Source organism: Duncaniella sp. C9 (assembly GCF_004803935.1).
Classification (GTDB): domain Bacteria; phylum Bacteroidota; class Bacteroidia; order Bacteroidales; family Muribaculaceae; genus Duncaniella; species Duncaniella muris.
The window spans coordinates 1,042,377-1,068,086 of record NZ_CP039547.1; the positions used below are offsets into that span (position 1 = coordinate 1,042,377).

Below are 25,710 nucleotides of genomic sequence, written 5' to 3' on the forward strand. Positions count from 1 at the left end.
TTCCGCAAAAATAAGCAAAATAATCATAATTTATAATATTCCGGTAGAAAAATGCTGCGGTGACGGGCCAAAATCACACAAAATCTTACTATGACTCCTTATCCGGACAGTTGATTCTTTTTATAAAGAAAACAATGATGCATGCCAATAATGCAAATATGAACATCAAACCGATCATAAATAACTTACCACGTAATATGCTATACATCAGGAATGTCATCAAAATCATGCTCCATGCGGTCATGCAATCAAACATCTGTCTGATGATTGAAATTCCGGCGGCCGATTTTTTTATCTCATTTCGGACATTCCACCAGTCTGGGTGATTCTTGACAAAAAAAATCATACCCCACGTTATAAGAGATAATAATGGTATTATCAGACTGACTGAAGGACTGCCATATGAATCAATAGCTCCACTTATATCCCAATGAATCGGAATCAAATCGTATTGAGTTATCAGATAGCAACTGATCCCTAATTGGATTAATATTAATGTGATGTTAAATATCCGGATAAATTTATTCATTTATTTTGAGATTTGACATAATATAGATTTGTTTGATCTAAAATTAGCTCAAAATTCATTAATATCATAACAAATCGATAGTTTTTTATCTTTAAGCTTAAAAATTACACAAGCTTATTCTTATGACAAATGTGTGTTTGTGAGCGAAAAACTATGTATCTGGAAACGCCTGAAATTAGCGAACTTCAACAAAAGAAACAATAGCCTATACAATGAATATTTCCAGCCTCGATTTACTGCCTGATGGGAAAAGATAGGAATATTGGGGCCGATTTCTTACTTTTGCAGATGTCAACGGTCGCTTTTAACAAGATCTTAATGATAATGCAAAGATGGATAATGCAGATTTTCTGATACGTTTCAGCAGCCCCCGGCTGGGATATGGCAGTGTTGTGCTTGACAATTCGGAACTTTTGGAGATACCTCAGGGTGTGTCGGTAGTGCTCGGCCCGAACGGTGCCGGCAAGTCGACTCTCGGCCTTGTGATGGAAAAAGGACGCTACGCCTATGGCAACCGCCTCGAATTCGCCCGCCCCGACATGAAGGTCAGGATGCTGACGTTCACTGACATACATTCCTTTACCGGCATCGACGTGGTCAGCCACGAGCAGCGCCTGGAGTCGACAGTCAATGACTTCGTGCCGACTGTCGCCGAGCTTGTAGGTCAGCTGGCCTCTGACGGCGAATGGCTGCGCCTCTGCGAGTCATTCGCCTTGCGCGACGTCATGGACAAACGCATCAACTATCTGTCGAGCGGCGAATTGCGCAAGCTGCTTGTGGTCAACGCCCTGCGCTCGCGCCCCGACCTGCTGGTGCTCGACAATCCCTACATAGGTCTCGACTCCGCCTCCCGCCTCGAACTCGATGCGGCCCTGCGCTCCCTCCCCGCGCGCGGCACCTCCGTGGTGATGCTGCTCTGCGATCCGGCCGACATTCCCGCCTACGCCGTAGCCGTGTTGCCGATGGCCGGAAGGACTCTGCTGCCCCTCGTCACCGACCGTGCCGCGATTGACGCCCTGCGCTCTCAGACGCCTGTCTGCGAGGAAATTGACGCCTCGCAGCTACCCCTCCGCCCGGAAGCTGACGGCGATGACTATGAAGTGGCCTTCTCGATCACCGACGGCCATGTGAGCTACGGTGACCGCCGGATCATCAGTGGTCTTGACTGGACCGTCAGGCGCGGCGAACGCTGGGCGCTCACAGGCCCCAACGGCAGTGGCAAATCGCTGCTGCTGAGCATGATTTGCGGAGACCACCCGCAGGCCTACGCCAACTGCATCACCCTCTTTGACCGTCGTCGCGGCAGCGGCGAAAGCATCTGGGAGATCAAAGACCGCATAGGCTACGTCTGCCCGGAGATGCAGCTCTACTTCCGCAGCCCCCTCTCGGTGGTCGATGTAGTGGCCCAGGGCCTGCGCTCGGCCCTCAACCGCTATGCCCGGATCACCGACAGTGAGCGCAGCGAAGCCCTCGCCTGGCTCCGGCTAATGGCCATCAGTCATCTTAAAGACCAGACCTTCGATCGGCTCTCCTCAGGCGAACAGCGCATGGTGTTGCTGGCGCGGGCCTTCATCCGTCAGCCCCGACTGCTGATACTCGACGAACCGCTCCACGGCCTCGACGCTCCCGCCAAACAGCGCATCCGCCGCCTGACAGACCTCCTGACCGGGCGCAATTCCACTTCACTCATCTTCGTCAGCCACTACCCCCACGAAATCCCCTCCGGAGTAAATCATATCAAAACGCTGATCAAGAGGTAGATATAAAAACATTGAAAATATGGCAAAGCGAATAGTTACGAGAATCGGCGATATATTCTGCGTTGAATTGGGTAATGGCTACAAGAGCTATTTCCAATACATGCTTAAAGACTGTCATTATCTTGGAGGTGCTGTTATCAGAGCCTTTAAGACTAATTATCCGGTTGAATATGAGCCTAAAATAGAAGAAATTGTCAAAGATGAGGTTGCTTTTCATGCACTTACATATCTTCGTGCCGGGATAGATGAGAATACATGGTATAAAATCGGAAATTCCAAAGAAATAGGACAGGAAGAGCTTAAAAGTTTTGTGTTTGGGCTTCCACAGGAGGAGGATACCACCATTGGATATGAAAAAGCAAATGAACTGGATGCAAATATGGAGCCATATGAACATTGGTATGTTGGCTATGCCGGATGTGAAAGAAAAGATATCGGGAAAATTCCTGAATTTTTGAAGTCGATCATTGAGTGTGACGGCGTTTTGCCTTATACGTGTATCGTGGACCGTATCAGATATGGATACTATACATGGACAATGACTTTTTATGATGAAGTCAAGCGCAAGCCTTGGCCGTGGGTTGACAGTTATGTCCGGAAAGCCGACCCTCTTACCCGTGAAACGACTTATTTTCATTTCCACGGAAGCCGTGCTGTCAGAGAGGTTATTGTTGACTGCGATGGCAATATAACGCGATTGTCCTGCGAAAATCCTGTGGATGGCTGCCACACACTTTATGCCGGAGATTTCGGCGAAATCAACTGGCGCTACAAAGAATTCATCACCGAGGATGCGTTTGAAGATGTATGGAATAAATCAGATAAAAGCAGATAATGACATCCGTCCGATGGACATATATTTTTAAGAAACATTGAAAATATGGCAAAGCGAATAGTTACGAAAATCGGCGATATATTCTGCGTTGAATTGGATGATGGCTACAAGAGCTATTTCCAATATATCGCCAACGATATGACGCAGTTGAATAGTTCTGTCATTCGGGCTTTTGTTGGACGCTATCCGATGGATTATCAGCCGGACATGGATGAACTGGTTAAATCAGAAGTGGCGTTCTATGCCCATACGGTACTTAGGATCGGGCTTGTGGGCGATCATTGGTATAAAGTAGGCAAAAGCAAAGATTTGGGCCTTGATGAACTGGCTTCAGCGTGGTTTGTCGGCGAGTCTTCAACTGTCTATAATCCGGAAACAGACAAATTTGACGACGTTGATCCGTTGGAACATTTTTATGTATGGCATTGTAACGAATCGCAGATTCCCATCGGAAAAATGACTCCGGAAATCTCGGAAAGCCCGATGACAACAAATGGCAGTGTCTTGTCATGGTTCAGAATTGTTGAAAGAATCAAATATGGATATACTTCAGCAGATCTCTATTTAAACAGATATGTTAAACAAAAACCGTGGCCGTGGGTGGAGAGTTATCTGACTTACTTTGACCGCATGGCGAGACTCCGGTATTATTTTCATTTCAAAGGAGAGAAAATCTGCAGGGAAGTAATACGGACATCAGATGGAAATTTCATAAATTTATCCGAAAACGATCCGGAAAAAGATGGTTACGCTCTTTTTGCGGGATCTTTTGGCGATATAAGCTGGTGTGCGTGGAATGTCACAGGCGAAAAATTCAATACTATCTGGGATAAACATCATGGCAAAGAGAGTTAAAATAAAAATAGGCGATGTGTTCTGCCAGGAACATGGTGACGGCTACAAGAGCTATTTCCAATATATTGCGGATGACAGCGAGAAAGATGGTTGTCCGGTGATCAGGATTTTCAAAACCCGCTATGCGGTAAGTGAAAATCCCGGAATCGAGGACGTAATCTCATCAGAGGTGGGGCTGTATGTACATACGGATGTCGTGTCAGGAAGTGAGTTTGGAGGCGGATGGTATAAGGTTGGCGAAAGTGCCGATCTCGGTCTTGACGGACTGGCATTAGCCCGTTTTGTTGAGCTTGGCGACAAAAGAGACGACGAAGGAGAATGGTCGATAGATAAATTAAGCCGACTGGACCCCTATGAAGAATGCTTTGTCTGGCGTTGCGATGAACCACGTGAGAATATCGGTCCGGTCAATCCTGGCGACTGGATAGCCGGTGATGCTTTTGACGGCTCTGTTTATCTGTGGCCCAAGACAGTAGAACTGATAAAGACCGGTTATATAACACAGCGGATTGAAATGCCCCTGATTGATGATATTGTAAAACGGCGTGCATGGCCGTGGGTCGACAGTTATACAAGCCTTATCGACCCGTTGACGAAGTTTCAGTATTATTTCCATTTTCATGGAGATAACCTTGTCTGTGAAGTAATCGAAAAGCCTGACGGTAATACAGTGTGCCTGTCACCTGACAAGCCGATAGCGGATGGCTGCTCTCTTTTTGACGGGAAGTTTGGAGATATAGGGTGGCACAGTCATGAATTTATCGGAAAAGAAAAATTTAAGTCAGTTTCGGATAAATGTGAACAGGCTTCAACAGCCCCTGCCGGCAATGGCGGTTTCTTGCGCGGACTCCGTGACAGACTATGCGGCCGATAGGTGTCCGTGCGCGGGGACGGGACAGCTGCTATTGCCGGTGACGAATTTTATCTTTTGATTTTCGGATGGAATTCTGTAATTTTGCACAGTTATTACTCTCTCCCTCCGCATACCGCAATCAATAATCTTACAATTTCTATAACATCATGGCAAAGAAAGCATTGTTAATGATTCTCGACGGATGGGGAATCGGCAATCACTCCAAGAGCGACGCTATTTTCTCTACTCCTACTCCCTACTGGGACTATCTCGTAAAAAACTACCCCCACAGCGAGCTTCAGGCTTCAGGCGAAAACGTCGGTCTGCCTGACGGACAGATGGGCAACTCGGAGGTGGGTCACCTCAATATCGGCGCCGGCCGCGTGGTCTATCAGGACCTCGTGAAAATCAACAAGGCATGTGCCGACGGCTCTATCCTCGAAAATCCTGAGATTGTAGATGCCTTCTCCTATGCCCGCGACAACGGCAAGGCCATCCACTTCATGGGCCTCACCAGCGACGGCGGTGTGCACTCTTCGCTCGACCACCTCTATGCCCTCTGCGACATAGCCGCTAAATACGGTCTCGAAAAGGTCTACATCCACTGCTTCATGGACGGCCGCGACACCGACCCCCGCAGCGGCAAGGGCTTCATCGAGCAGCTCGAAGCCCACTGCGCCAAGTCGGCCGGCAAGATCGCCTCGATCATAGGCCGCTACTACGCTATGGACCGCGACAAGCGCTGGGAGCGCGTCAAGGTTGCCTATGACCTTCTGGTGAAAGGCGAGGGCAAGCAGGCGACTGACATGGCCAAGGCCGTGCAGGAAAGCTATGACGAGGACGTGACCGACGAATTCATCAAGCCCATCAACAACGCGGCTGTCGACGGAACAATCAAGGAAGGCGACGCTGTGATCTTCTTCAACTACCGCAACGACCGCGCAAAGGAGCTCACCGTGGCCCTCACACAGCACGACATCCCCGAAGCCGACATGAAGGTGATACCCGGCCTGCAGTACTACTGCATGACCCCCTACGACGCATCCTTCACCGGTGTCCACATCCTCTTCCCCAAAGAAAACGTTGAAAACACCCTCGGCGAATATCTCTCAAGCCTCGACAAGAAGCAGCTCCACATAGCCGAGACCGAAAAGTATGCCCACGTGACATTCTTCTTCAACGGCGGACGCGAGCAGCCCTACGAAGGCGAGGAGCGCATCCTCGTGGCATCGCCCAAGGTGGCAACCTACGACCTCAAGCCCGAAATGAGCGCCTATGAGGTGAAAGACAAGCTCGTGGAGGCAATCAGGGAAGAGAAATATGACTTCATCGTGGTCAACTACGCCAACGGCGACATGGTGGGCCACACCGGAGTCTACGAAGCCATCTGCAAGGCTGTCAAGGCCGTTGACGAATGCGTGAAAGACACCGTTGAGGCCGCCAAGGAAGCCGGCTACGAGGTGATCATCATCGCTGACCACGGCAACGCCGACAACGCCATCAACGCCGACGGCACCCCCAACACAGCTCACTCGCTCAACCCCGTGCCCTGCATCTACGTGACCGACCGCGCCGGTGCTACCGTGGCCGACGGCAAACTCGCCGACGTGGCTCCCACCATGCTGAAAATCATGGGCCTCGAACAGCCTAAGGAGATGACCGGCCACGCCCTCATCGGCTGATAGGCCGAGCCGGCATCCACCACACCCTCCACTTGACCTCACAGATGGAATCCATAAAACAACTCTACAAGATAGGCCACGGCCCCTCCAGTTCCCATACTATGGGGCCGCTCAAAGCCGCGCAGGAGTTCGGAGCCAGCTATCCGGAGGCCGCATCCTTTAACGTGACCCTTTTCGGTGCCCTCGCAGGCACCGGAAAGGGCCACATGACAGATGTGGCTATCCTCGGAGAGCTTCAGAAGACAGCTCCGACCACAATCCTGTGGGAACCCTCGGTGTTCCTTCCCTTCCACCCCAACGGCATGACTTTCGTGGCCCTCGGCGCTGACGGCAGCGAACTGGGCCGCGACACGGTCTACTCGATCGGCGGCGGCGACATTGTCCACGAGGGCGAGGAGCGTCCCGACGCAAAGACCGTCTATCCCCTGAGCCGTATCTCCGACATCCTGGACTGGGCCGACAAGTCGGGCAAGAGCTTCTGGGAATACGTCGACGAATATGAAGACAGCGACGTCTGGGACTATCTGCGTGAGGTCTGGCAGGTGATGAAAGAGGCCGTAGAGCGCGGCATCGACGCCGAAGGGGTGCTCCCCGGAGGCCTCGGAGTGCGCCGCAAGGCCGTCAGCTACTATCTCCACGCCTCAGGCCACAACGACAGCCTGCGCAGCCGCGGCCTGGTTTACGCCTATGCCCTCGCCGTCAGCGAGGAAAACGCATCGGGCGGCAAGATCGTCACCGCACCCACCTGCGGGTCATGCGGAGTGCTCCCGGCTGTCCTCTATCATCTCTCGACCTCGAAAGGCTTCAGCGACAAGCGCATACTCCGCGCCCTTGCCACCGCCGGACTATTCGGGAGCGTGGTCAAGTGCAACGCCTCTGTCTCAGGAGCCGAAGTGGGCTGTCAGGGCGAAGTCGGAGTGGCCTGCGCTATGGCCGCCGCAGCCGCCAGCCAGCTCTTCGGCGGAACCCCCGCCCAGATCGAATATTCGGCCGAGATGGGACTCGAACACCACCTCGGACTCACCTGCGATCCGGTGTGCGGGCTGGTGCAGATACCCTGCATCGAGCGCAACGCCTATGCCGCCGCCCGCGCGCTCGACAGCAACCTCTACGCATCCTTCTCCGACGGCCGCCACTCGGTCAGCTTCGACCGCATTGTCGAGGTGATGAAGCAGACGGGCCATGACCTGCCGTCGATCTACAAAGAGACCGCCCAAGGGGGCCTGGCCGCTATAAAATAGTCTTAAAAAAATTCAGATGGCATGACACGCAAATATGATTTTCTTGTGATCGGCTCAGGCATAGCCGGCATGAGTTTTGCCCTTAAGGTCGCTTCAAAGGGCAAAGTGGCCCTGATATGCAAGACCACTCTCGATGAAGCCAACACGGCCCTCGCCCAGGGCGGAGTGGCTTCGGTCACCAACCTCGAAGTAGACGATTTCGAGAAACACATCAACGACACAATGATAGCCGGCGACTGGCTCAGCGATCCTGAAGCTGTCAGAAAGGTTGTCACCGAGGCTCCCGGACAGATACGTGAGCTTATCAACTGGGGCGTTGACTTCGACAAGAAGGAAGACGGCAGCTTCGACCTCCACCGCGAAGGCGGCCACTCGGAGTTCCGCATCCTCCACCATGCCGACAACACCGGATTCGAGATCCAGGAATCGCTCATCAAGGCTGTCAGGTCGAACCCCGACATCGACATCTTCGAACATCATTTTGCCATCGAGATCATCACCCAGCACCATCTGGGCAAGATAGTGACCCGCCGCACACCTGACATAACATGCTACGGAGCCTACGTGCTCGACACGCAGACAGGCGAGGTCGACACCTTCCTCTCGCGCATCACCCTCATAGCCACCGGCGGTGTAGGTGCCGTCTATCAGACCACCACAAATCCGCTCGTGGCCACCGGCGACGGCATCGCTATGGTCTACCGCGCCAAAGGCACCGTCAAGGACATGGAATTCATCCAGTTCCACCCCACGGCCCTCTATCATCCCGGCGACCGCCCGAACTTCCTGATCACCGAGGCCATGAGAGGCTACGGCGCAGTGCTCCGCAACCTCAAGGGCGAGGAGTTCATGCACAAGTATGACCCCCGCCTCTCGCTCGCCCCGCGCGACATTGTGGCCCGCGCCATCGACTCGGAGATGAAGCTCACCGGCGATGACCACGTGTATCTCGACGTGACCCACAAAGACCCCGAAGAGACCCGCCGCCACTTCCCCAACATCTATGCCAAATGCCTCTCGCTCGGCATCGACATCACCAAAGACTACATACCCGTGGCTCCCGCCGCCCACTATCTCTGCGGAGGCATCAAGGTCGACTCCAACGCCGAGTCGTCGATCAGGCGCCTCTACGCCGTGGGCGAGTGCTCCTGCACAGGCCTGCACGGCGGCAACCGCCTAGCATCCAACTCGCTGATCGAGGCTGTGGTCTATGCCGATGCAGCTGCCAGACACGCCATTGCCAACGCCTCGCACTACGAGTGGCGCACCGATGTGCCCTCCTGGAACGACGAAGGCACACGCCACCCCGAAGAGATGGTGCTCATCACCCAGAGCATCAAGGAAGTAAACCAGATCATGGGCACCTACGTGGGCATAGTCCGCTCCAACCTGCGCCTCGACCGCGCCTGGAACCGCCTCGACATTCTCTATGAGGAGACCGAGAAGCTCTTCAAGCAGTCAAAAGCCTCGCGTGAGATCTGCGAGCTGCGTAATATAATTAATGTTGGCTACCTGATCATGCGCCAGGCCAAGGAGCGCAAGGAGTCACGCGGCCTGCACTACACGGTTGACTATCCGCCCGTGCCACGCGGACAGCACGGAGAGTGATCCCCCTCTGACATTTCCGACCGCCTGGCTGTTATAAGTTGTTATAATAGGTATAATGATCCTGATCCGAAAGATAATATTCCTCCTCATACTGACGGCTGTGACGGTGGCCGCGCCTTCGGTGGCGCAGGCCGCCGGCGCCGCTCAGGCGCTGCCTGACGGCCCTGAGACCGATGTCGAGGTGGGCGACGGCAGGGTCAAGCCGATCCGCGGCTATTACTTTTTCGACGGCGAGGACGGCGAGCAGACCCTGATGCTGGTGCTCGCCGATGTCACCGTGTTTCCTCCCCTCAAGTTCAAAAACAAGAAGGAGGAGGAGTTCTACTGGAAAACCGTGCGCGATGTCAAAAAGACGCTCCCCTATGCCAAACTCATCTGCGAGACGCTGATCGAGACCTATGAATACATCGAGACATTCCCCACCCAGAAGGAGCGCGAGGAGCATCTGAAACGCATGGAAGGGGAGGTGTTCAAGCAGTATAAGCCTGCCTTGAAGAAGTTTACCAAGTCGCAGGCCCAGATGCTTGTCAAGCTCATAAACCGCGAGACCAACCAGTCGAGCTACAATATTCTGAAAGCATTCCTCGGCAGTTTTCGCGCCGGATTCTGGCAGACCTTCGGCCGTCTCTTCGGCGTGAATCTCAAGACGGATTATAACCCCGACAAGGACCGCAAGGATGCCATAGTGGAGCGCGTGGCCACAATGGTCGAACTCGGCCAGCTCTAACCCGCAGCCCGTGGCCTGTCCGGAGCACACCTGGCGGACATGTTGAGGTCCCGGTCCGTTCGGGTTTGTAAATCGGTGTCCTTGACCGGACACCACATTTGCGTGAATATCTTTACCCCCCGACACCTGCGCGCTGTGCGCTACGGTGTCGGGGGCTACTATTAAATCGGTGTCCTGTCGGACACCCGCCCGTGGGGTGATCAGTGGGCGAAGAAGACGATGAGCCAGGTGGAGATTGACATGTAGATGAGCATGCCGATGATGTCGTTGGTGATGGAGATAAAGGGGCCCGTGGCTATGGCGGGGTCGATTTTCAGTTTCTCAAGCGTGAGGGGCACGAAGGTGCCGAAGACCGAGGCGAACATCACCACACAGAATATCGAGATTGACACGGCGAAGGTGGTGACCTCATGGCCGGCTCCGAGGGTGAAGAAATTGTAGAGGAATACCAGCAGGGCTATGATGCTGCCGTTGAGCAGTCCGACGCCGAGTTCCTTGAGCAGCTGGCGCGAGGATTTCTTGATGTCGAGCGAACCGTTGGCGAGGCCCTGCACCACGATTGCCGATGACTGGGTGCCGACGTTTCCACCCGTTCCGCCGATCAGGGGGATGAAGAGGGCCAGGGCCGGATCGACCACGAATCCACCTTCGAAACGTCCGAGAATCACTGAATTACACAGTCCTCCCACCATGCCGATGAGGAGCCAGGGCAGGCGTGCTTTGGTCTGGGCGAAGAGTTTGTCGTCGCTCTCTACGTCGCCTGACAGACCCGATGCCAGCTGGTAGTCACGTTCGCTTGAGTCACGCACCTTGTCCATGACGTCGTCGACGGTTATGCGTCCAAGCAGACGGCCTATGGAGTCGATGACCGGCATGGCCACAAGGTCATATTTTTCGAAATCGAGGGCCACATCGTCAATCGGCGTGTCGGCCTTCACGGCCACCGGATCGGTCTCCATCACGTGGCGTATTTTCGACACCGAGGGGTGGGTGATGAGTTTTTTCAGCGGGAGGGTGCCGCGCAGACGGTCTTCGTTGTCAACCACATAGACGTAGTAGACCTCGTCCATGTCCTCGGCCTGCATACGCATCTGTTTGATGCATTCGGGCATGCTCCAGTTTTCGTTGACCACTATCATTTCGGTGCCCATGAGGCCGCCGGCAGTGTCTTCGTCATATTTCAGAAGGTCGATGATATCGCCGGCCTGCTCGACGTCGTCGATGTGGCTGAGGATCTTCTCGCGGTCATCCTCGTCGAGCTCCTGGATGATGTCAACGGCATCGTCGGTGTCAAGGTGTTCGATCTGCTTGGCGATGTCGGCCACGTCCATCTTAGAGAGGAGCTTGGCGCGGTCATCCTCGTCGAGTTCCATGAGCACATCGGCCTGCATCTCTTCGTCAAGAAGTTTGAAAAGATATTCGGCTTCTTCGAGGTCGAGATCCTGATAGAGTTCGGCAATGTCGGCCGGGTGGAGATCGGCGAGTTCCTCGCGGGCCGCGGTGTCGGCGCGGTCATGGATTATTTTGCGGAGATGTTCGAGATATTCGGGGGTGAATTCTTTCATGGTGCGAGGCTTTTGGAGTGGTGCTTGTGGGGTAAGACTTCCGTTGGTTTGCTCATTCGGGGCGCCATGTCAGAGGGTCATTCAGTCCTGACGGGCGCATGAGGCGATGAGCCGTGTGAGCTCTATGAACTGCTTGACAGTGAGCTGTTCGGGGCGCATGGAGAGCAGCGGGTCGTCAGGCAACGGCACTCCGGCCGGGAAGAGTCCGCGCAGGGAGTTGCGTAGGGTTTTGCGCCGCTGGCCGAAGGAGGTCTTCACCACGGTTTTGAACAGACGGTCGTCACAGCCGAGGTCGGTCACGCCGTTGCGGGTCATTCTGATGACTCCGCTTTTGACTTTCGGGGGCGGGTTGAACACGTTCTCGCTCACCGTGAAGAGGTATTCCACGTCATACCAGGCCTGTAGCAGTACGCTCAGGATGCCTCTGGCCTTTGTGCCCGGAGCGGCAGCGAAGCGTTCGGCCACTTCGCGCTGGAGCATTCCGGAGCAGCAGACCACCTGGTCGCGGTAGTCGAGCACATGAAAGAAGATCTGTGATGAGATGTTATATGGGTAATTTCCGATCACGCAGAATTTCTGTCCGTCGGGATAGGTCTGCGCCAGATCGAGCCTCAGAAAATCGGCATCGAGGATGCGCCCCGACAGTTCGGGGTAGTTGTAGCGGAGATATTCTATGCTCTCGCCGTCGATTTCGGCCACTTTTACGTCGTGGCCGCCGGCAATGAGATATTTGGTTAGCACGCCCATTCCGGGGCCTACCTCCATCACGGGCAGTCCCTTGAAGTCATCGAGGGTCGAAGCAATGCGGGCGGCAATGCTTTCATCGGTCAGAAAGTGCTGACCGAGAGCTTTTTTCGGGCGCACCGGTGAGCCTGATCCGGCTCCGCCGCGGTTTTTTCTGTTTACTGCCATAGTTTTTCTGCGATACGTGATTTCCAACTGCAAAGATAAGCCTTTTTCGGCGATATTTGCGATATTCAACATCAATTTGCTTATTTTAAGCGGCCGTGAGGCAACCATAGGCGGTGGTGTGTGGTTTTATAGATGAACGTGAATTCAACATCACGCTTCATCAAGGTAGCCTCCCGCCACAGGCCTCAGGCTATAAGCGAAGAGCAGAGCTCGAACCTCAATTCGGCTCTCTCTGCCCCGATTGAAGGTTTCTAAACCGTAGAAACCTTAGAGAGGCGGCACCAAAAGCCCGCCTCCCGACTTTTTATTACCCAGCCCGGCAGTGGAACCAGCGTCCCGCCGGGCTTTTTCGTGCGCCCGCCGGCGGGCCGTCAGGGGCCCGCTTTGCGGACACCCGCCGATCGCGGGGCCATCCGGGGCGGTAAATCGGTGTCCTCGACCGGACACCACATTGGCATGAATGTCTTTTTCCCCCGACACCTACGCGCTTTGCGCTGCGGTGTCGGGGGCTACGTGTAAACCGGTGTCCTGGCGGACACCCGCTGTCCGCGGTCCGTCCGAAATCCGTCATGTGGACACCCGCTGTCCGCGGTCCGTCCGAAATCCGTCATGCGGACATCCGCCACCCGTGGCCCGTCCGAAATCCGTCATGCGGACATCCGCCACTCGTGGCCCGTCCGGAAGGCGTCATGGCTGACACCCGCTGTCCGGCCGGCCTGGCGTCCGGAGGACGCAGATTTACTCGTAGCCCGTGACACCGCAGCGCAAGGCGCGCAGGTGTCACGGGTTAGCTATTACCCCGGTAAAGGTGTCCGGTCGAGGACACCGATTTACGGCTCCGGACGGCCTGTCTCCGCATTATCGCACTCTTTCGGGAGCCGGGTGTTGTATCTTTGCAGAAGTTCTTTCCGATATGGATTTCAATAACCTTTTAACCTTTCAACCACGTTTTGAAGCTATGAAAACCACTGTTACCGAAAATAATACCAAGGTAAAAAGACAGAAGCGTCAGGCCGAGCCCAAACGGCCTGTGTCACAGAAGTTTTATGACGACATCAGCAATCGCGTCGGCATAGCCACGTCATATCTCTGTGACCACAGAACCCAATATCTTATGATCATGCACATTATCGACGGCTATATGGCCGGCGGCCCGGCTCCGGTCAGGTCAGACGGCATTGACGCGCTGATGACTTTTGCTCTTTTGCGGCCTGAGATTGACAAGGCTATGGCGCGCTCACGCCGTGCACGCGAGTCTGCTGCGCGCCGGCGTGAAGCAAAAGCGGCCGCCCGGACGAGGCAGCCGCTTGATGGTGATGATGTGTCTCAGCAGGCAGAGGTGCCCGTGACAGACGGTGACAGATCAGTAGCCGGTGGCCTTCATGGTGAGACCGGTGGTTTCCTGGAGTCCGAAGAGCAGGTTCATGGTGTGGACCGCGTTGCCGGCGCCTCCCTTGAGGAGGTTGTCGATCACGGCTGTGATGAGCAGCTTGCCTCCGATCTTGTCGAGGTGGATGATGCACTTGTTGGTGTTGACCACGTCTTTCAGGTCAGGAATCTTGGAGGTGATGAACGTGAAGTTGTGGTCGGCGAAGTATTCGCTGTAGATCCTGATGATCTCGGTGAGCTCCAGCGGGCAGTCGAGATAGCTGACTGCCATTATGCCGCGCGAGAATGAACCGCGCATCGGCAGCATGTGGATCTGTGAGTCGAAGCTCTGCTGCATGGCTCTGAGCACCTGAAGTATCTCAGGCATCTGCGGATGGGCAAAGGGGCGGTAGACCACCATGTTGTCGTTGCGCCAGGCATAGTGGGTTGTGGGCCGGCGTTCGGCTCCTTCGCTTGTGGCTCCGGTGACGATGGTGGTGTGGATGTCGGAGTTGAGCAGCAGGTTTTTGGCCAGGGGTATCAGCGAGAGTTCCACGGCCATTGCGAGGCAGCCGGGATTGGCCACATGCTTGGCTCCGCGCACCATCGGCTTGCGGTTCAGTTCTGAAAGACCGTAGACAAAGTCATGCGAGCCGTCCTCGATGCGGTGGTCGCGGGCGAGGTCTATGATCTTGAGGTCTTCCGGTATGGTGTGGGTTTCGATGAACTCACGGGTTTTGCCTGCGGGGCGGCAGCAGAAGAGGACGTCGATGTTTTTCAGGTCGATCGTGTTTGAGAAGCTCATGTCGATCTCGCCGTGAAGTCCCTGGTGGACGTCGACAATGCGCTGTCCGGCCACGGTGCGGGAGTGGACCCACTTCAGTTCGACGTCGGGGTGGTTGAGGAGAATTCTGACCAACTCTCCGGCGGCATAACCGGAACCGCCGATGATTCCTACGCGTATCATGGTTCTGTTTCGATAGATTCTGTGTGAGAGATACTGTGTGTGTGAGGATTGATGTCCGGTTGACTATGCTTCGGGGAGGCTGATGGTCTCGATGCCGCGGGTGATGCGTCTGACGGTCTCTTCGAGGCCCAGCAGTTCGGTGATGTCGAAGATGTGGGGCCCCTTGCATTCGCCCACCAGGGTCAGGCGGAAGGCGTTCATGACGTTGCCGAGATGATAGCCCTTGGCTGCCACCCATTCGAGCACCGGGGGCTCGGCTGCGGCAGAGCTGAAGTCGGGGAGGGCGCGGAGCTGTTCGATGAGTTCGGCGAGCAGCTGCGGTGTTTCAGGCTTCCAGCGCTTCTTGATGTCTTTTTCCGCATAGGTCTCAGGGGCCTTGAAGAAAAATTTCGACTGGTCCCAGAGCTCGGCCACGAAGTTGACACGGCCCTTGACGAGGCTGATGACGCGGGTTATGTAGTCGTCGCCGAAATCGTCGGGGTTCACGCCGTTGGCTTCCAGCACAGGGCGGAAGAGGCGGGTCAGTTCGGCATCGGGAGTGGCCTGGATGTATTCGTGGTTGAACCAGCGGCCCTTGTCGAAGGCAAACTTGGCGCCTGAGCGGGAGCAGTGGTCGAAAGAGAATTTGCTGATAAGTTCGTCCATCGACATGATCTCGGTGTCATCGCCGGGGTTCCAGCCGAGCAGGGCGAGGAAGTTGATGACAGCCTCAGGCAGATAGCCCGACTCGCGGTAGCCCGACGAGATAGCTCCGGTCTTTGGATCGTGCCATTCGAGGGGGAAGACAGGGAAGCCGAGGCGGTCGCCGTCGCGCTTCGAGAGTTTGCCTTTGCCGTCGGGCTTGAGCAGCAGGGGCAGGTGCACGAAGTCGGGGCGCGTGTCGGCCCAGCCGAATGCCTCGTAGAGAAGCACGTGGAGGGGTGCCGAGGGGAGCCATTCCTCACCGCGGATCACGTGGGAGACTTCCATCAGGTGGTCGTCGACAATGTTGGCCAGGTGATAGGTGGGCAGATCGTCGGCGCTCTTGTAGAGCACTTTGTCATCGAGGATCGAAGAATTGATGGTCACCTTTCCGCGGAGCAGGTCGTTGACCTCCACGTCGCGGCCCGGCTCGATTAGGAAGCGGACCACGTAGGGAGTGCCGCCGTCGATCAGGCTTTTCACCTCCTCGGCGGGAAGAGAGAGCGAGTTGCGCATTCCCAGACGGGTCGAGGCGTCATACTGGAAATTGGGGGTTGCGGCACGGGCCGCTTCGAGTTCCTCAGGGGTATCGAAGGCAATGTAGGCCTTGCCGTTGTCGAGGAGCTGCTTCACATACTTGCGGTAGATGTCGCGGCGCTCGCTCTGCTTGTAGGGCCCGAAGTTGCCGCCTTCGCGCACACCTTCGTCAATCTTGATGCCGAGCCAGGCAAGCGATTCGTTGATATAGTCTTCGGCGCCGGGCACAAAACGGTTCGAATCAGTGTCCTCGATGCGGAGAATCATGTCGCCGCCGTGACGGCGTGCAAAAAGATAATTGTAAAGGGCGGTGCGAACGCCGCCGATATGAAGAGGCCCTGTGGGGGAGGGGGCGAATCTCACTCTAACTTTGCGGTCCATATTTGACTGTGGTTTATTTGAGTGGCAAATTTAGTAAAAAACTATGTAAAAAGCGAATTAAAAATGTCAACGAAAGGACTTATAACTACAAGGCTTTTTACGATTTCAATAATTCGGAATTGTAAAGACGAAATAATTTATCTAATTTTGTGAACTATAAGTATTGAATCATCCAATGAGAAAAAATATAGAAAATCTGTTTAAATTTAAATTCCCGGACTTTCCATGCAATAATGAAAAGCTGTCTTGTAACTACTCTAATGAGGACAAGTTAGCAATAATAAGTCATTATGTTCATAGGTTGGATGATACTGTAGATATGGATATTGCGGCTTATTCTGAAAGATGTCTTGATTTATATTACAGACATGCAGATTCAGAACAGAAAGAGGCTGACAATTGTGTGGCTGAACCACAATTGTCTTATGGTCTTTTTAAAGAGTTCTTAGATATACCGTTCCCGGCGCCACGAAATACAGAGTTTACATTTATAGACTTGTTTGCCGGTATGGGAGGTTTCAGATTGGCTATGCAGGCGCACGGAGGGAAATGTGTCTTTTCTTCCGAATGGAATAAATTTGCTCAAAGAACATATTTTGCGAATTTTGGTGAAGTTCCTTTTGGTGATATAACAAAGGAATATGTCAAGGGTTATATTCCTGAAAAATTCGATGTCCTGTGTGCTGGATTTCCATGTCAGCCTTTTTCAATAGCCGGAGTTTCTAAAAAGAATAGTCTTGGACGTGAGACAGGATTCAAGGATAAGGCCCAAGGTACGTTGTTTTTTGATGTGGCTGAAATTATATCACGTCATAGACCAAAGGCTTTTTTTCTTGAAAATGTGAAGAATCTGGTGTCGCATGACAAGGGTAATACCTTTGCGGTTATCAAAGGTACTCTTGAAGAACTGAATTATACTCTCCATTATCTTGTAATGGATGGGCAGGATTATGTTCCGCAACACAGAGAGCGAATAATTATGGTAGGTTTTGATAAATCCGTTTTTCATGGGCAGGAAGACTTTCAATTCCCCCCTGTGGGTAGAGGAGATCACTCTATGACGGAAATATTGGAATCGGCAGTGGATGATAAGTATGTTCTGAGCGATAAGCTTTGGTCATATTTGAAAAATTATGCAGACAAGCATAAAGCAAAGGGCAATGGATTTGGTTTCGGCCTGGTTGATATCAAAGGTATTTCCAGAACTTTGAGTGCCCGTTACTATAAAGACGGCTCGGAAATACTGATTCCTCGTGGAGAGGGGATGAATCCTCGGAGGCTTACTCCTCGTGAATGTGCCAGACTGATGGGTTATCCGGATGAGTATAGACTTGATCAGGTTTCTGATGTCCAAGCGTATAGGCAATGCGGTAATTCGGTCGTTGTTCCGTTGATAACCGCAGTCGCTGAACAAATAATTAAAGTATTGAAGAAAAATGAACAATCTGCTTGAGTCTGCTATAAATGCAATACAGCGTTCGGAGAAGGCATGGTGCCGTTATATAACAGCGAATGATACAGGTCAGACCGGTGGACATCAATCGGGTTTCTATGTGCCGAAATGTGCTGCTCCGTTATTGTTCGATGAATTAGGACGTAAAGGCGAGAACAAAGAAAAGACTGTCAGCATCCTGTGGCAAGATGATTTTTATACTACAAGCCGTATGAAATATTACGGTCAGAGGACAAGAAATGAATACCGTATCACCCGATTCGGGCGCGATTTTCCGTTCCTGAATGACGAATATATAGGGTCATTGCTTATTTTGAGCAAAATGACAGATTCTGATTATGTAGCTTATGTGTTATCCTCAGATGATGATATAGATGGGTTCTATGCTTACTTTAATCTTAGCCCGAATGAAACTAATCAGCTGATAACCGCTGGAGGCACTGATCCGGATAAGAAATTGGAGATGTTTTTTCAGGAACATGTGCGTGAATTGGATGATTTTCCGACAACCTTACAGATGTCTTCGCTGGCTCAATTGAACTTTAATAAGGCTCATTCGATCAGTAAATCCGATTTTATAAAGTCGCCTGATTCATTGCTCCTTTCTTGGCTCGATGCAGAATATAGACTTTTTAGACTTATAGAAGAAAAAATATATTCCGGCAAACTCAAAAACGCATTTGAATCTGTCGATGAATTTGTCAGGATCGCCAATGAAGTATTGAACCGGAGGAAATCCAGAGCGGGAAAATCTCTTGAACATCATTTGTCAGAGTTATTCTCAAAGAACGATCTTGTATTTGAAGAACAGGCTCTGACAGAAGGTAAGAAACGTCCGGATTTTTTATTTCCAAACAGTTCCTGTTATCATAATTTTGAATTTCCTGCCAAAGATCTTGTTGTTCTGGGGGCAAAAACGACATGCAAAGATCGGTGGCGACAGGTTCTCTCGGAAGCGGATAGGGTTGAGGAAAAATATTTGTTTACCTTGCAGCAGGGAATATCCCTTTCGCAGTTGAAAGAAATGTCTGATGCGAAATTGACACTGATTGTGCCTAAGCCGTATATACAAAGCTTCCCAAAAGCATATCAGAACCAATTGAAGGATCTTTCGGAATTTATAGGCATAGTGAAAAGAAGGCAGGATAATATACCGAAACATTATCTGATATAATGTATAGCTGATAAGTAACTATGAAAAATTAATTTATACTATATGCGGGATTTATTCAGAGACGGAATTGAGGACTGAAGAGGGAGTTTATAGACATAAACGACCGATGAAGAACTTGATTCTGACCGGAATAAATCTGCAGAGAGTATAAAAGATCATACATGGGAAATACTAATGTACATTATATCGTTTAATTTTGAAGAGTTACTTATAAAATGCCGTTTGTCAAGTCGAAAGTATTATTTTGATAATAGGTGGAAATGTTGTACTTTTGCGACTGATGGGTCTCCCAAGTGTCAATCTTCATACTAACAACCACGCTAAAACACCCCTCTTAAAGTCATGGAAAACAACGAACCATATGTTCCGGAACCGGCCATCTCGCGCCTGCCCTGGTATCTGGCCTGCGTGTCGCGCCTGAGGGCCCAGGGGGTGGAGTATGTCTCGACCACTGCTATCTCGCAGGAACTCAACGTGGAGTCGTCGCAGATTGCCAAAGACCTTTCATATCTCAGCATCAAGGGCAAGACCCGCATCGGCTATGAGGTCAAGGAGCTGGAGAGGGGGCTCTATGACTTCCTCGGTTTCAGACGCGAGCACAAGGCGGTGATGATGGGAGTGGGCAGTCTCGGCTCGGCTCTGATAGCCGACTCCGGTCTGTCGCGCTACGGTCTTGATATTGTGGCGGGTTTCGATGTGAACCCCGACGTTGTCGGGCGGTCGCTCAACGGCAAGCCTATCTATCCGCTGTCGGAACTGAGCCGACGTGTGGGCGAGTTGGGCGCTGAGATCGCCGTGATCGCCGTGCCGGTGGAGAGCTGTGCGGAGGTGGCCGAGCTGTGTGTGGCCGCCGGCATAAAGGCTCTCTGGAATTTCACCCCGTTCCGCATACGCACGGCGCCTGACGTGGTGGTGCAGAACACTTCGATCTATGCGCATCTGGCCGTGATGTACAACCGTATGCCCCGGCACAAAGACTGATAAATTCCCCCAAAAGCTTACTTCGACTACAGAACATGAAGATAATCCGTGTCATAGCTCTCGATCCGGTGCTCCGGCTTGAATTCCACCCAGACTCCGCGCTGGTGCTCCAGGGGCGTCCGCTGTTCATGCCTGAGGAGGGCGAGGGATGGCAGGCGCAGATCTGCCTGGCGGTCAAGATAAGCCGTCTCGGCAAGAATATTTCAGAAAAGTTCGCTCCGCGCTATTATGACGGCATCAGTTTCGCGATGCGCCTGACGCTGCCGTCGGCTCCTGAACTGGCCTCGGTCATAGCCGGAATGGACTCCGGAATTGTCCACGGACAGTGGATCGCTGCCGCCAAAGCTTCGGCTCCGATGGCTGTCACTGCCGGAGGTGTCGAGATCAGACTCGCCCCGCAGGCTGCGGCTATAGACAGAGCCATCAGCATGATAAGCCGTTACACGACTCTAAAGATCGGCGATCTGATTCTGTTCCCTGCGGCTGACACGATGGTGCCGCTGGAAGCGCCGGGCAGGTTCGGCTTCACGGTTGACGGTGTTGAGATTCTCAGCCAGAAGCTTGTCTGAATTCAACCTCTTAGCCTCTTTTCATTAGCTTTTTCTCCTTCCCCCCCACACACAAAACCTGATACTCTCATGAAAGCATTTTTCCTGAAAACAGCAGTGGTATTGTTAGCCGGCGCGGCTGTGGCTGCGTGTGACGGCGACCGGGAGGCCCCGGTGGCCGTGTTCAGCGATTTTTCATACAGTGTGACTCTGCCCGACGGCGATGAGGTGGCCTCTCCCGACTGGGCGCCGCTGCTGCCGGGATGCTATCCTGATCCGTCGGTGGTCAGGGTTGGCGATGACTATTATATGGTCAACTCGTCGTTCGCGTTCTATCCCGGAGTGCCTCTGTGGCACAGCACCGATCTGCGCAACTGGGAGCGTCTGGGCTATGTGCTCAATCGCCGCGAGCAGCTCGATCTGCCTGACAGCCTGAGGATTTCGGGCGGAATCTACGCGCCTGACATTTCATATAATCCCCACAACGGAACTTTCTATATGATCACCACCCTTGTGGACAACGGGGGCAATTTCTATGTCACCACCACAGATCCGAAAAAAGGCGAGTGGAGCGACCCGGTGTGGCTTCCGGAGGTGGGAGGCATAGATCCGAGCTTCCTGTTTGACCGTGACGGCAAGGCCTATATAGTCAACAATGACGCACCCGAAGGCGAGGCGCTCTATGAGGGCCACCGCGCCATCCATATCCATGATTTTGACTGGCAGACGGGCAAGGTCACAGGCGAGTCGCAGGTGATTGTCAACGGAGGAGTCAATATTGACGAGAAGCCCGTGTGGATCGAGGGGCCGCATCTTTATAATGTGGACGGAAAATATTTTCTGATGTGTGCCGAGGGTGGCACCGGCCCCGACCACCGCGAGGTGATCTTCGAGTCTGACAGTCCGAAAGGTCCCTTCAGGCCCTGCCGCATAAATCCGATACTGACGCAGAAAGATCTCGATCCGTCAAGACCCGACGCGGTGACCTGCGCGGGCCATGCCGATCTTGTGGAAGACAAGAACGGAAAGTGGTGGGCCGTGTTTCTCGGAGTGCGCCCGTATGGCGCTGACGGCCATGACATAATGGGCCGCGAGACTTTCATCCATCCGGTCAACTGGAAGAAGGGGCAGCCCGTGATCACAGAGCCGGGCGAGGTGCTTGCAGGGCGTAGGCAGAAGGAATTCGAGTCGACGCTGTGGGCTGACGGAACCTTGTCGCCCGTGGCCTTCTTCATCCGCAATCCGCAGAGCGCGTTCTATGGCATCAACGAGGACGGAAGCCTCAGTCTGGTGGCATCGGAAGTGGCGCTCAGAGACAAGAAATCGCCGTCGGCCATCGGAATGTGGGCCACGGAGAGCGCCTTTGACCTAAGTGTGAGCCTTGATGAATTTACTCCCGAAACCTCGGCCGACATAGCCGGACTGCTGCTTTTTCAGGATGACGAATGCAATATAGTGTTCGGCAAGACCATGAACAGTTACGGAGATGTGGTGGTCCGCGTGATAGGCCGCAGCAAGGGCGGTGTCTGCAAGGAAGCGGAGGCCATTCTCTCCGACCCCGCGGCATCTCTGCGCCTGAAGATCAAGGCTGACGGCAAGGGAGTCTATTCTTTTGCCTATGCCGAGGGCGAGGCTGATTTCACTCCGATGGATCTTGAACTCCCGGCCTCGATGCTCAGCACCCGCACCGCAGGCAATTTCACCGGCACCATGATCGGTGTCTATGCCTCCTCAGCAGAGTGACAGCCGGAGTGCGGACCGTCAGCTTAAACATCCAGGCAGAAAATAAAAAATATTATGGCAATACCGCATAAGCATAAAGGCAGATATATTTTCCATTTTACGGATATTCGCAATCTTGATTCGATAATCAAGAACGGATTGTTATGCACCAATCTGAAGAATGAGAAAGAAATCAAGCATAAGAATATTGCCAATCAACGCATTCAGGAGCGCAGAGCGCGGATGGATGTGCCTGTGGGGCCTGGTGGTAAGGTACATGACTATGTGCCGTTCTACTTTTCATCGATCAATCCGATGCTGCTTTCAAAACTGATTCAGAAGAATGTCGACCAGCCAGGTATAATCTATTTCTGCGTCAGTATAGACAGGCTTGAAAAAGAAGACGCTGTTTTTACGGATGCTTCGGCAAACACTGCCGAGGCTCCGGAGTTTTTCGATGACACCTCTGATCTTGACGAACTTGACTGGAAAATAATAGACAGTAAGAGTTGGAAACAAGATTCGGAAGAGGATAAACATAAGAAGATGGCGGAGGCGCTCATTGCTTCAAGAGTCGATATCAGTGAGATCAGCCACATAGTCGTTTATAATGAGCATGTGAAAAAGTATGTGCAGAAGATTTTTGATGATAATGGCGTAAAGGCACCAAAGATCCTTTTTGACGGATATTTTCCATTGGAAAGATATAAATTCTATTACACGAAATTTTTTTTCGGAGACCGAAAGAACGAGACTCTTGTAACCGGGCCTGAGTTCCTCAAAAACAGTTACGAAACTACGCTGAAAAAGATAAAGAAAAAAAGGTCCGGAGGGCGGGGTATGTATCGGTTCGAGACGATTTCCGATCTGATTGTCGCGATTGAAGAGGATTTTTCGGTTTTACCTGAACTAAAGGGCATAATCGGCCTTTATCAGGATTATTCTCCGCATGATGATTTTTTGGAAGATCATACGAAAAAAGTTGTCAGAGCAATGAAGTCTACGGGGTATTATAAAAAGGCTTCCGAGACAAAGAAATCATTGCTTGTGCTTGCTGCTTATCTGCATGACATAGGGAAAGGTCCGAAGAAAAGATGGGACAATGGGAAAATGCTCCGGCCTTATACCGATCATCCGGCCGATGCCGCGGAGATGCTGGTGCGGATTCTGTCAGAGGAAGTCAGGAATCTGACTGATGAGGATGTCCGGGAAATCTGTATGCTTGTGATTTACCATGATATCATAGGCGATTGTCTTGGGAAAGGCCGTGATAAGGAACAGCTCGCCGGTATAGTGACCGGTGAGGATGACTTTGAAATGCTTTGTGCCATCGCGCTTGCCGACACATCGGCGATCGGTGATTTATGGGCCACACAGATCGAATTGAACAAAGCGGCTCTGAAGGCAGAAGTCATGGACCTTAAACGACTCTCGTAAATTATGGGAAAGATATTGAAATACGCTTTTCGCATCACTCATATTGACAATATTCCTCATATTCTGAAGTTTGGGCTTTTACTGGCTGATTCTTCAATGTGTGATGAAAATTTTGTCAGTATCGGAGATCCGCAGGTGATAAATATTCGAAAAATGCTGATGGTCGGAGGGAAGAATCTCCGTGATTATGTCCCGTTTTATTTAGGTCCCCGCACTCCGATGCTCTATGTTATCCAGCACGGTTATAATGGAGTCCGGAGGCAGGATCCTGCCGGAATTGTCTATTGTGTATTGCGTCTTGCAGACCTTATCAGAGACAAGGTGGATTGTTTTTTTACTGATGGTCATGCTCTGAGTGCTCTTACAAAGATTTATGAGAAAGACCGTCTGCCGGAGATCTGCCAGATAATAAATTATGACGACGTGTATGTTTCCCAATGGAACAATGACTCGGATATTGATCTGAAGCGTAGAAAGGAAGCGGAATTGCTGATAAAGGGAGATGTTCCGCCTGACTATATCAGAGGCTATATCGTTTATAATGATGATGCCAAAGAGAAACTGAAGTCATTTGGAATTGCGGAAGAACTGATTGTCGTGGCCCCTAATTATTATTTTTGATGATACATTACGTAAAAGGAAATCTGTTGGAAAGTGAGGCTGATGCCTTGGTCAATACTGTCAATACTGTCGGAGTGATGGGAAAAGGCATTGCTTTGCAGTTTCGGGAAGCGTTTCCGGAAAACTACCGCATCTACCGTAAGGTCTGTCAGAACAAGGAACTTCATGTCGGCGAGATGCTTGTGACAGAGGAGGGAACCTTGATGCAGGGCGTTAAGACGATCGTAAATTTTCCGACAAAAACTCATTGGCGTTATCCATCGGAGTACTCTTATATAGATCTGGGACTCAAAGCTCTTCGCCGGGAAATAGAGGTCCGTGGGATACGTTCGATTGCAATTCCGCCGTTAGGTTCACACAACGGCGGTCTGGACTGGCTTCAAGTAAAGCAGATGATAGAAAGATCACTGGCTGATGTCAATTGTGAAATCTATCTCTATGAGCCGACAGAGGCGATTATTGAAAGGATGAAGTCAGAGCGCGTGAAACTCACTCCGGCCAGAGCTATGCTGCTGATGATGATTGCCGACATGAACAGATACGGCGAATTCGCTTCTGTTTTTGCTGTTGAGAAGCTGGTTTATTTTATGCAGCGTTTCGGGGGTAAGAGCTTTTTCAGAATTGATTTCAAACCCTATATATACGGGCCTTACTCAGGCGGGAAAGTGGCTCATGTACTGTATCACATGAATGGAAGTTATGTGAAAGGGATGGGCGGGATGCAGAGCCGTCCGTTCGATTATATCTGGCTGACTGATGATGCGGAGAAAGAGGCCTCCAGATTCATTGAAGATTATAAAGATGACAGTCTGAAGAATATATGTCAAAGGACAATGGCGTTTTTGCGCAGCTATTATTCAAACTATTCTTTGGAACTGTTGTCAACGGTTGATTACATCTTGCAGAATATACCGGCTCTTAAAGACTGGAAAACCGATGATGAGGATATGGTTGTCGGTCTTATCGGTCAGGAGATCTGCCGCTGGAGTTCCAGAAAAGAATCATTGTTTAATCAGGAATTTCAGAAAAAGGCTTTCTGTTATCTGAAAGAGTCGGAACTGAAATGATCCGGACCGTGGAAACGGATTTGCGGGGTGCGGGGGATAAAAAATCAAGTTTTTTTGGAAAAAAGTTACGATTTTAGAAAATAATCAGTAAATTAGCACACTCAACTGATCAGAAGCTCCTGCGGGGGTTTGAATCAGCACATTAAATCTTTGTACCAATCCCTCTCGCGTGGGTGTCCGGGCGGCTGTGGCCGCAGACCGGAAGC

23 protein-coding genes are annotated in these 25,710 nt (G+C 52.0%); 18 read left to right on the forward strand and 5 right to left on the reverse strand.

Translation table 11 applies throughout. The features are described 5' to 3' along the window. Nucleotides 1–88 precede the first annotated feature (88 nt). On the reverse strand, nucleotides 89–529 hold the full coding sequence (locus E7745_RS15230) for a DUF1648 domain-containing protein (RefSeq protein WP_136408369.1): 441 nt from the start codon (nucleotides 527–529) through the stop codon (nucleotides 89–91). A gap of 332 nt (nucleotides 530–861) precedes the next feature. Between E7745_RS15230 and E7745_RS04220 the strand changes: the two genes are divergently transcribed. From E7745_RS04220 to E7745_RS04255, 8 genes are all read left to right on the forward strand, one after another. Further along, the gene (locus E7745_RS04220; RefSeq protein WP_107032375.1) at nucleotides 862–2,289 is read left to right on the forward strand and encodes an ATP-binding cassette domain-containing protein; all 1,428 of its coding nucleotides are present in this window, start codon (nucleotides 862–864) and stop codon (nucleotides 2,287–2,289) included. 19 nt (nucleotides 2,290–2,308) lie between these two features. After that, nucleotides 2,309–3,124, forward strand: coding sequence for an Imm26 family immunity protein (locus E7745_RS04225; protein ID WP_107032374.1), 816 nt, complete (start codon nucleotides 2,309–2,311; stop codon nucleotides 3,122–3,124). A gap of 45 nt (nucleotides 3,125–3,169) precedes the next feature. Then, a complete protein-coding gene (locus E7745_RS14930; protein WP_205743436.1) occupies nucleotides 3,170–3,979 on the forward strand; it encodes a hypothetical protein in 810 nt (269 codons plus the stop codon). Next, nucleotides 3,963–4,853, forward strand: a complete 891-nt coding sequence (locus E7745_RS04235; RefSeq protein ID WP_136408370.1) for a hypothetical protein — start codon at nucleotides 3,963–3,965, stop codon at nucleotides 4,851–4,853. Before E7745_RS14930 ends, E7745_RS04235 begins: the two co-directional genes overlap by 17 nt. Nucleotides 4,854–4,999: 146 nt before the next feature. Further along, entirely contained in the window at nucleotides 5,000–6,514 is a 1,515-nt protein-coding gene (gene gpmI / locus E7745_RS04240) for a 2,3-bisphosphoglycerate-independent phosphoglycerate mutase (protein ID WP_136408371.1), read from the forward strand. Between the two features lie 44 nt (nucleotides 6,515–6,558). Next, nucleotides 6,559–7,755, forward strand: coding sequence for an L-serine ammonia-lyase (locus E7745_RS04245; RefSeq protein ID WP_107032371.1), 1,197 nt, complete (start codon nucleotides 6,559–6,561; stop codon nucleotides 7,753–7,755). A 21-nt stretch (nucleotides 7,756–7,776) separates the two neighbouring features. Continuing rightward, nucleotides 7,777–9,363 carry an L-aspartate oxidase gene (nadB, locus tag E7745_RS04250; protein WP_107032370.1) on the forward strand — a complete coding sequence of 529 codons (1,587 nt, stop codon included), beginning with the start codon at nucleotides 7,777–7,779 and terminating at the stop codon, nucleotides 9,361–9,363. Between the two features lie 55 nt (nucleotides 9,364–9,418). After that, the gene (locus E7745_RS04255; protein WP_107032369.1) at nucleotides 9,419–10,090 is read left to right on the forward strand and encodes a DUF4294 domain-containing protein; all 672 of its coding nucleotides are present in this window, start codon (nucleotides 9,419–9,421) and stop codon (nucleotides 10,088–10,090) included. A 200-nt stretch (nucleotides 10,091–10,290) separates the two neighbouring features. On the opposite strand, the gene mgtE is transcribed toward E7745_RS04255, so the two are convergent. Beyond that, on the reverse strand, nucleotides 10,291–11,655 hold the full coding sequence (mgtE, locus tag E7745_RS04260) for a magnesium transporter (RefSeq protein WP_123398129.1): 1,365 nt from the start codon (nucleotides 11,653–11,655) through the stop codon (nucleotides 10,291–10,293). An 81-nt stretch (nucleotides 11,656–11,736) separates the two neighbouring features. Continuing rightward, nucleotides 11,737–12,567 (reverse strand): 16S rRNA (adenine(1518)-N(6)/adenine(1519)-N(6))-dimethyltransferase RsmA, encoded by an 831-nt coding sequence (rsmA, locus tag E7745_RS04265; protein WP_136408372.1) that lies wholly within the window; start codon nucleotides 12,565–12,567, stop codon nucleotides 11,737–11,739. A gap of 132 nt (nucleotides 12,568–12,699) precedes the next feature. Here rsmA and E7745_RS15170 point away from each other — a divergent pair, with 132 nt between their 5' ends. Together E7745_RS15170 and E7745_RS04270 are read left to right on the forward strand one after the other, a co-directional pair. Continuing rightward, complete coding sequence (locus tag E7745_RS15170; RefSeq protein WP_255201554.1) at nucleotides 12,700–12,822, forward strand: hypothetical protein; 123 nt, start codon at nucleotides 12,700–12,702, stop codon at nucleotides 12,820–12,822. A gap of 314 nt (nucleotides 12,823–13,136) precedes the next feature. Then, nucleotides 13,137–13,322 carry a hypothetical protein gene (locus tag E7745_RS04270; RefSeq protein WP_136408373.1) on the forward strand — a complete coding sequence of 62 codons (186 nt, stop codon included), beginning with the start codon at nucleotides 13,137–13,139 and terminating at the stop codon, nucleotides 13,320–13,322. 608 nt (nucleotides 13,323–13,930) lie between these two features. On the opposite strand, the gene argC is transcribed toward E7745_RS04270, so the two are convergent. Both argC and gltX read right to left on the reverse strand, forming a co-directional pair. Further along, on the reverse strand, nucleotides 13,931–14,902 hold the full coding sequence (argC, locus tag E7745_RS04275) for an N-acetyl-gamma-glutamyl-phosphate reductase (protein ID WP_123398131.1): 972 nt from the start codon (nucleotides 14,900–14,902) through the stop codon (nucleotides 13,931–13,933). A gap of 63 nt (nucleotides 14,903–14,965) precedes the next feature. Then, nucleotides 14,966–16,501, reverse strand: coding sequence for a glutamate--tRNA ligase (gene gltX, locus E7745_RS04280; protein WP_123398132.1), 1,536 nt, complete (start codon nucleotides 16,499–16,501; stop codon nucleotides 14,966–14,968). Between the two features lie 175 nt (nucleotides 16,502–16,676). On the opposite strand from gltX, the gene dcm reads away from it, so the two are divergent. From dcm to E7745_RS04320, 8 genes are all read left to right on the forward strand, one after another. Then, entirely contained in the window at nucleotides 16,677–17,954 is a 1,278-nt protein-coding gene (gene dcm, locus E7745_RS04285; protein WP_107032364.1) for a DNA (cytosine-5-)-methyltransferase, read from the forward strand. Continuing rightward, the gene (locus E7745_RS04290; protein ID WP_107032363.1) at nucleotides 17,938–19,128 is read left to right on the forward strand and encodes a type II restriction endonuclease; all 1,191 of its coding nucleotides are present in this window, start codon (nucleotides 17,938–17,940) and stop codon (nucleotides 19,126–19,128) included. The genes dcm and E7745_RS04290 overlap by 17 nt, the downstream gene beginning before the upstream one ends. A 342-nt stretch (nucleotides 19,129–19,470) precedes the next feature. Further along, nucleotides 19,471–20,109: a redox-sensing transcriptional repressor Rex gene (locus tag E7745_RS04295; protein WP_123398134.1), complete on the forward strand. Its 639-nt coding sequence runs from the start codon at nucleotides 19,471–19,473 to the stop codon at nucleotides 20,107–20,109. Nucleotides 20,110–20,144: 35 nt separating this feature from the next. Beyond that, complete coding sequence (locus tag E7745_RS04300; RefSeq protein ID WP_136408374.1) at nucleotides 20,145–20,678, forward strand: hypothetical protein; 534 nt, start codon at nucleotides 20,145–20,147, stop codon at nucleotides 20,676–20,678. Nucleotides 20,679–20,747: 69 nt separating this feature from the next. Further along, the gene (locus E7745_RS04305) at nucleotides 20,748–22,400 is read left to right on the forward strand and encodes a glycoside hydrolase family 43 protein (protein ID WP_136408375.1); all 1,653 of its coding nucleotides are present in this window, start codon (nucleotides 20,748–20,750) and stop codon (nucleotides 22,398–22,400) included. Nucleotides 22,401–22,454: 54 nt separating this feature from the next. After that, a complete protein-coding gene (locus E7745_RS04310) occupies nucleotides 22,455–23,816 on the forward strand; it encodes a DarT ssDNA thymidine ADP-ribosyltransferase family protein (RefSeq protein WP_136408376.1) in 1,362 nt (453 codons plus the stop codon). Nucleotides 23,817–23,819: 3 nt separating this feature from the next. Further along, nucleotides 23,820–24,437, forward strand: coding sequence for a DUF4433 domain-containing protein (locus tag E7745_RS04315; protein WP_136408377.1), 618 nt, complete (start codon nucleotides 23,820–23,822; stop codon nucleotides 24,435–24,437). Further along, nucleotides 24,437–25,504, forward strand: a complete 1,068-nt coding sequence (locus E7745_RS04320; protein WP_107032357.1) for a macro domain-containing protein — start codon at nucleotides 24,437–24,439, stop codon at nucleotides 25,502–25,504. The genes E7745_RS04315 and E7745_RS04320 overlap by 1 nt, the downstream gene beginning before the upstream one ends. Nucleotides 25,505–25,710 lie beyond the last annotated feature (206 nt).